Origin of the sequence: Mesorhizobium sp. M1050 (genome assembly GCF_040318715.1) — a bacterium.
GTDB lineage: Bacteria > Pseudomonadota > Alphaproteobacteria > Rhizobiales > Rhizobiaceae > Mesorhizobium.
This window is the reverse complement of the sequence record NZ_JAMYMV010000011.1, coordinates 115578-122132: the sequence shown is the minus strand read 5'-3', so window position 1 is coordinate 122132 and position 6555 is coordinate 115578. Positions and strand designations below refer to the sequence as shown.

8 protein-coding genes are annotated in these 6555 nt (G+C 62.1%); 3 read left to right on the top strand and 5 right to left on the bottom strand.

Annotated elements, in window-relative coordinates:
* Positions 1 to 160: 160 nt before the first annotated feature.
* From pheS to infC, 5 genes are all read right to left on the bottom strand, one after another.
* Positions 161 to 1258, bottom strand: coding sequence for a phenylalanine--tRNA ligase subunit alpha (gene pheS, locus NKH57_RS09695; protein WP_352943776.1), 1098 nt, complete (start codon positions 1256 to 1258; stop codon positions 161 to 163).
* A 146-nt stretch (positions 1259 to 1404) separates the two neighbouring features.
* A complete protein-coding gene (gene rplT / locus NKH57_RS09690) occupies positions 1405 to 1806 on the bottom strand; it encodes a 50S ribosomal protein L20 (protein WP_013528310.1) in 402 nt (133 codons plus the stop codon).
* A 145-nt stretch (positions 1807 to 1951) separates the two neighbouring features.
* The gene (gene rpmI / locus NKH57_RS09685) at positions 1952 to 2155 is read right to left on the bottom strand and encodes a 50S ribosomal protein L35 (RefSeq protein WP_006201248.1); all 204 of its coding nucleotides are present in this window, start codon (positions 2153 to 2155) and stop codon (positions 1952 to 1954) included.
* A gap of 204 nt (positions 2156 to 2359) precedes the next feature.
* The gene (locus NKH57_RS09680; protein WP_023761159.1) at positions 2360 to 2986 is read right to left on the bottom strand and encodes a methyltransferase family protein; all 627 of its coding nucleotides are present in this window, start codon (positions 2984 to 2986) and stop codon (positions 2360 to 2362) included.
* 205 nt (positions 2987 to 3191) lie between these two features.
* A complete protein-coding gene (infC, locus tag NKH57_RS09675) occupies positions 3192 to 3728 on the bottom strand; it encodes a translation initiation factor IF-3 (RefSeq protein ID WP_013528312.1) in 537 nt (178 codons plus the stop codon).
* A gap of 207 nt (positions 3729 to 3935) precedes the next feature.
* Here infC and NKH57_RS09670 point away from each other — a divergent pair, with 207 nt between their 5' ends.
* From NKH57_RS09670 to NKH57_RS09660, 3 genes are all read left to right on the top strand, one after another.
* Positions 3936 to 4724, top strand: a complete 789-nt coding sequence (locus tag NKH57_RS09670; protein ID WP_352943774.1) for an alpha/beta hydrolase — start codon at positions 3936 to 3938, stop codon at positions 4722 to 4724.
* Positions 4725 to 4728: 4 nt separating this feature from the next.
* Entirely contained in the window at positions 4729 to 5913 is a 1185-nt protein-coding gene (locus NKH57_RS09665) for a benzoate/H(+) symporter BenE family transporter (RefSeq protein ID WP_352943772.1), read from the top strand.
* Positions 5914 to 5988: 75 nt separating this feature from the next.
* Complete coding sequence (locus tag NKH57_RS09660; protein ID WP_023761155.1) at positions 5989 to 6468, top strand: DUF2852 domain-containing protein; 480 nt, start codon at positions 5989 to 5991, stop codon at positions 6466 to 6468.
* Positions 6469 to 6555 lie beyond the last annotated feature (87 nt).

Here is a 6555-nt window from a genome sequence, read left to right as displayed (position 1 = left end):
CCCCCGCCCCCCGCCCCGCCCTCCCCCCCCCACCCCCCGCCCCCGGCGCCCCCGCCCCCCCCGCCACCCGCCCCACAGTGAATTCGGGCGGGGGGGGGGGGGGGCCCCCACGCCCCCCCCCCCCCGGCGCCGCAGCGACAGCCGCCGGTGTGCGGCGCTGTCATGCGCTCAGGCCGCCGAACAAGGTCGGCATGTCGAGCGGCCTGAAACCGTAATGTGACAGCCAGCGGACATCGGCGTCGAAGAAGGCGCGCAGGTCCGGCATGCCATATTTCAGCATGGCGATGCGATCGATGCCCATGCCCCAGGCAAAGCCTTGATATTCGTCCGGGTCGAGCCCGCCATGGCGCAGCACATTGGGATGCACCATGCCGCAGCCGAGGATCTCCATCCAGTCGGAGCCTTCGCCGAAGCGCACTTCGCCGGGCCGCGAGCGGTCGCACTGGATGTCGACCTCGAGGCTCGGCTCGGTGAATGGGAAGAAGGACGGCCGGAAGCGCATCTTGACCTGTGGCACCTCGAAGAAGGCCTTGCAGAACTCCTCCAGCACCCACTTCATGTTGGCGACATTGGCCGTCTTATCGATCACCAGCCCCTCGACCTGATGGAACATCGGCGAATGGGTGGCATCGGAATCCTGCCGGTAGGTCTTGCCTGGAATGACGATGCGGATCGGCGGCTTCTTCGTCTCCATGGTGCGGATCTGCACGGGCGAGGTGTGCGTGCGCAAAAGCTTGCGCTCGCCCTTCCCGTCCGGCTGGAAGAAGAAGGTATCGTGCATCTCGCGCGCCGGATGGCCTTCGGGGAAATTCAGCGCGGTGAAATTGTAATAGTCGGTCTCGATATCCGGACCTTCGGCTATGGAGAAACCGAGATCGCCGAAGATCGCCGCGATCTCGTCGATGACCTGGCTGATCGGATGGATGCGGCCGCGCTCGGCCGGCGACTGCCGCACCGGCAGCGTCACGTCGACCCTTTCGGCGGCGAGACGCGCGGTGATCGCCGCATCCCTGAGCTCGGCCTTGCGGGCCGTCAGCGCATCGGTGACGCGATTCTTGAGGCCGTTGATGGCAGGGCCTTTCACCTGGCGCTCCTCGGCGGTCATGGCGCCGAGCGTCTTCAGCATTTCGGAGATGGAACCCTTCTTGCCAAGAGCCGCGACGCGCACGGCCTCGATCGAGGCCTCGTCGGAGGCCGCTGCGATGTCGGCAAGCAGCGAGGCCTCCAGCGCTTCAAGATTTCCAGCTGTGTCGTTCACGGCGAAACTCTCTCGATCGGGCGACCGACACCATTTTGGTTCGTCGTCACCATTTTGGTTACATCAGGGTCAAAAAAGAACCCGCGCCAGCCGTGCCAGCGCGGGTTCCCCAAATCAGAATTGCGAATGCTTGGGAAGCGCTGGTCTTAGGCGACAGCGCTTTCAAAAGCGTTCGGCGTGGTGTTCTTCAGATATTCGAGCGCCACCTTGGCCTTGGCCACAAGCGCTGCGAAAGCCTGCGGCTCGTGGATGGCCATATCCGACAGGATCTTGCGATCGATCTCGATGCCCGACTTGTTGAGGCCGTCGATGAAGCGGCCATAGGTCAGGCCGTGCTCGTGGGTCGCTGCGTTGATGCGCTGGATCCACAGCGCACGGAACGAGCGCTTGCGGTTCTTGCGGTCGCGATAAGCGTACTGCAGCGACTTTTCCACTGCCTGCTTGGCGATGCGGATGGTGTTCTTGCGGCGGCCGTAGAAGCCTTTTGCGGCTTTCAGGACCTTCTTGTGCTTGGCGTGCGAGGTGACGCCTCTCTTTACGCGTGCCATGTCATGATCTCCTTAAAAGCAATTCCAGGAAAAGTGCCTTGCGGTTTTCCGTTCGGAATTGCGTAAAACAAATGCGTGTCCGGACCGAATGCCTTATTTGAGCGGGATGTTGTCCAAAAAGTCTGCAACTTTTTGGCATCGCGCCTTAGAGGCCGTTCGGAAGAAAATTCTTGATGACCTTCTTGCCATCCGGTTCAGCCAGAACCATCGTGCCGCGGGCATTTCGAATGAACTTGTTGGAACGCTTGATCATGCCGTGACGCTTGCCGGCCGCAGCCGACAAAACTTTACCCGTACCTGTGATCTTGAACCGCTTTTTGGCGGCGGACTTGGTCTTCATCTTGGGCATTTTGCTACTCCGTTTCTATGAGGTCCCTGTCGTGCCTCCGGCACTCCACGCCTCTTGTCTTGTTCGCTTCGGGCCGACCAAAGCCCGAAAAGCAAATGAAACCGCCACGGCATGCCCTGCCCGGCGGTTTTCTTGAACGGCGGTCCTATACGTCAAAGCCGGCGGCTGTGCAACACCTGTAGAGATGCGGCTCTGCCCTTTGAGTCAGGGCAGCCGGAACAATACCGGCAGCATGCCCGACTGCTGGGCGCCGTCGATCAGTTCGAAGGCCGGCAGCGCGACGAGGAACACCAGGCCATCGAGCAGCGTGGTCAACAACAGGCGCGGCTTGAAGCTGCCGGTATCACCCTCCTGGTAGAGGGAAAGCTTCGGGAAGAAGCGCGGCACTCTCGCCAGATACGCCTGATATGTGGCGGGAAGCGCTTCCTTGAGGAATTTCTCCTCGCGCAGGATGACGATATGGAAGGCGCCCGCGCACAGAAGCGCGAAGAGTGCGATGCCGGAGAACGAGCCGATCTGCGCCCCGACGCCGGCCGCGGCTACGGTCGAGAAGACATAGAGTGGGTTGCGGGTGATCGAGTAAGGCCCGCCGGTCACCACCTCGGAAGATTTGCGTCCGCCTATGTAGAGCGTCGACCAAAGGCGCCCGACGATGCCGAGGAAAATCAGCAGCACGCCGAACATTTCGATCGACTCATGCACCGGCGTGTCGGGCGGAAAGGTCGATTGGCCGAACAGCAGCGCTGCGAACAGCACCGCCACGAGCCCGGCAAGCACCATCCGACGCGTACGCTGGTAATTGCCCAGCCCGTATTTGAGTTCTTTATCCAACCTTGGAATCCGATCATCGTAGAGCGTGATGCATGTCGCCCGAAGGCGCGGTCTTGTGACATGCATAAAAAACCGGCGATCGCAGCCTCGGCCAAAGAAAACAGGCGTCCCGCCGATCGCCGGGACGCCTTGGGATGTGATTCAGGCGGATTTAAGCGCGTTAGCGCGTCATCGTGACTGAGGTGTGTTGATAGTTCAGCACACCTTAGCGCGGCGACAGCACCATCATCATCTGCCGGCCTTCGAGCTTCGGTTCCGCTTCGACCTTGGCGATCGTCGCCACTTCCTCGCGGACCTTGTTCAAAAGCTGCATACCGAGTTCCATATGCGCCATCTCACGGCCACGGAACCGCAGCGTCAGCTTGACCTTGTCGCCTTCCTCGAAGAAGCGGCGAACCGCCTTCATCTTGGTCTCGTAGTCATGGCTGTCGATGTTCGGGCGCATCTTGATCTCCTTGATCTCGATGACCTTCTGGTTCTTGCGCGCCTCGGCCGCCTTCTTCTGGTTGGCGTATTTCAACTTGCCGAGATCGAGAATCTTGACGACGGGGGGCACCGCATTGGGCGATATCTCGACGAGATCAAGCCCAGCCTCCTCGGCGAGCAGCAATGCGTCGTTGATGGAAACATCGCCGCGGTTCTGGCCTTCGGCGTCGATAAGCTGGACCCGGGGCACCCGGATATCACGGTTGGAGCGCGGGCCATCCTTGGTCGGCGCCGCTGCTTTGAAAGGTCTGCGAATGGTCGTGGTCTCCTTGGCCGTTTCGTTCAGGGTTTGTCAGTGTTGATGCGTGGACGCGTCAATGTGGTGAGCGCGCGGGCGGAGTCAATAGCACAGCATTGATAGAAAATCACCCTGATCGCGGCCCTGCACCAAACAAAGAAACATCGCGAGCACTTTCCGCCTCGCCGCTGGCTGTGCCACAAGACCGACGTTGAGGAAAAAGCCATGAACGCCACGCCCCCCGTCTTTATCGATGTCCCAATCTTTCCCGGTGTTGGGGGATCGCGCATCGCGGTGCGCCATAGTGCCGGCTCCGCGCCCGGCATCGTCTGGCTTGGCGGCTACAAGTCGGACATGCTGGGCACGAAGGCGCAGACACTGTCGGATTGGGCGGCAAGGGAAGGCCGCGCGTTCCTGCGCCATGATTATTCCGGCCATGGCGAATCCGGCGGCGCCTTTGCCGACGGCACGATTTCGACATGGCTTGCGCAGAGCCTTGCCGTGTTCCGGCATTTCACCAAGGGCCCGCAGATCCTGGTCGGCTCCTCGATGGGCGCCTGGATAGCGCTGCGCATGGTGCAGGAATTGCACAAAGCGGGCGGCAGCAACGTCGCCGGCCTGGTGCTGCTGGCGCCGGCGCCTGATTTTACCACCGAACTGGTCGAACCGGTGCTGACCAAGGCGCAGAAGCGCGATCTCGTCAAAAAAGGCTTCTTCGAGGAGCCGTCGGACTATTCCGCCGAGCCTTACATCTATACGCGCGCTCTGATCGAGGACGGGCGCGAAAACAGGGTGATGACGGGCCCAATCGACACGCATTGTCCGGTGCACATCCTGCAGGGACTGGCCGATGCTGACGTGCCGGCAAGCCACGCGCTGAAGCTGGTCAGCCTGCTGCCGGCCGACGACGTGACCTTGTCGCTGATCCCCGATGGCGACCACCGCCTGTCGCGGCCGCAGGATCTCGACATGTTGGTGCGGGCCGTCGATGCGATGGCACAGAGGGGAAACTGACCTGATGCGCCTTTCCATTCCGATATCCGCCTTCGTCGCGGCGATCGTCGGTTTCGGCGGCACGCTGGCCATCGTCATTGCCGCCGCCAAGGCGGTCGGTGCGACGCAGATCGAGACGGCGAGCGGCGTGACCGCCATCTGTCTGGCCATGGCCATCGAGTGCCTGTGGCTATCGTGGCGCACGAGGATGCCTGTCATCACCGCATGGTCGACACCGGGCCTGGCTCTGATCGCCGCCTCGAGCGGCTTTTCGATCAGCGAGGCGGTAGGCGCCTTCATGGTAACCGGCATCCTGTTGATAGTCACCGGCCTGTTCGGGCCCCTGACGCGGCTGATCGCCAGGATACCGGCGTCGGTTGCCTCGGGCATGCTGGCCGGCATTCTCGTCAGTTTCGCCATCAACGCGGTCAAGGCCATTCCCGCCGATCCATGGCTGATCCTGCCGTTGATAGCGACCTTTTTCGTCATCAGGCTGTTCAATCCGGCAGTGTCGGTGCTGGTGGTGCTGATCGGCGGCGGCCTCGCGGCATTTCTCACCGGCCGCGTCGGCGGCCTGCCGACACCGGAACTGTCGACGCTGACGCTGATCGCGCCGCAGTTCAGCGCCGCCGCGATCATCGGCCTCGCGCTGCCGCTCTATCTCGTCACCATGGCTTCACAGAACCTGTCGGGTCTCGCCGTGCTGCGCGCCGCCGGCTATCACCCGGAGCCGGGCCCGCTGATCGGCGTCACCGGCCTGTTTTCGCTGCTGTCGGCGCCCTTTGGCGGCTCGACCACCAATCTGGCGGCGATTTCGGCAGCGATCTGCACCGGGCCTGACGTCCATCCGGACCCCGCCGAGCGCTGGAAGACCGGCCCGTTCTATGCGCTCGCCTATCTCATCTTCGCCATTTTCGGCGCTTCGCTGGTGGCGATCTTCGCCGTCCTGCCGCAGAGCCTGATCGTGCTGGTGGCCGGTCTGGCGCTGATGTCGCCGCTTGCCAATGCTTTGTCGATCGCCTTGAAGGACGAAGGCGAACGCATGCCCGCCACCGTCACCTTCGCCGTCACCGCGTCGGGACTGACGCTGTTCGGCGTCGGCGCCGCGTTTTGGGGACTTGTTGCCGGGTTGGCCGTTCTTTTCCTCGAAGCGCTCAAAAAGCAACAATCATTTCAGCCTCTTGTCCGGTTTTGGCGGATATTGTCTTGAATCGCCGTTTTCTTCTTCCCATTTCGATTCCACGCAGCCGGTCTAGGCTGTCTCCAACCGAAGGAATGGGAGAAAATGAACACATCTGCATTGATCCGCCCGGCCTGGACGCCGGCAACCATCGCGTTGATGGTGATCGGTTTCATGGTGTTCTGGCCACTCGGCTTCGCCATGCTCGCCTACATCATCTGGGGCGACCGCCTCGACGGCTTGAAGCGTGACGTCAACCGGGCCACCGACGGCATCTTCGCCGGCTGCCGCCGTGGCTCCGACAAGGCGGCGCGCTGGGGTCACGGCTCCGCCCGCACCGGCAACGTCGCCTTTGACGACTGGCGCGAAAAGGAACTTGAGCGCCTCGCTGAGGAACGCCGCAAGCTCGACGAGATGCTGACCGAGTTCGACGACTACGCCCGCGAATTGCGCCGCGCCAAGGACCAGGACGAGTTCGACCGCTTCATGGCCAACCGCAACAAGTCGACGGCGCCGACGAAGGCCGATCCGAGCACCGGGACGACCACCAAGCGCGGCAAGGGTTCGAACCTGCTTGACGACTGACATCCAGCGACTGGTCAGATCGTGAAAAAACGGCGTCGCACGAGCGGCGCCGTTTCTTTTTTGTTCCTTTCTTTATTCTATCCGTTT

Coding starts and splice junctions, on each gene's coding strand:
- rplT (WP_013528310.1), bottom strand. CDS start 1,806: ATGGCACGCGTAAAGAGAGGCGTCACCTCGCACGCCAAGCACAAGAAG.
- rpmI (WP_006201248.1), bottom strand. CDS start 2,155: ATGCCCAAGATGAAGACCAAGTCCGCCGCCAAAAAGCGGTTCAAGATC.
- NKH57_RS09670 (WP_352943774.1), top strand. CDS start 3,936: ATGAACGCCACGCCCCCCGTCTTTATCGATGTCCCAATCTTTCCCGGT.
- NKH57_RS09665 (WP_352943772.1), top strand. CDS start 4,729: ATGCGCCTTTCCATTCCGATATCCGCCTTCGTCGCGGCGATCGTCGGT.
- NKH57_RS09660 (WP_023761155.1), top strand. CDS start 5,989: ATGAACACATCTGCATTGATCCGCCCGGCCTGGACGCCGGCAACCATC.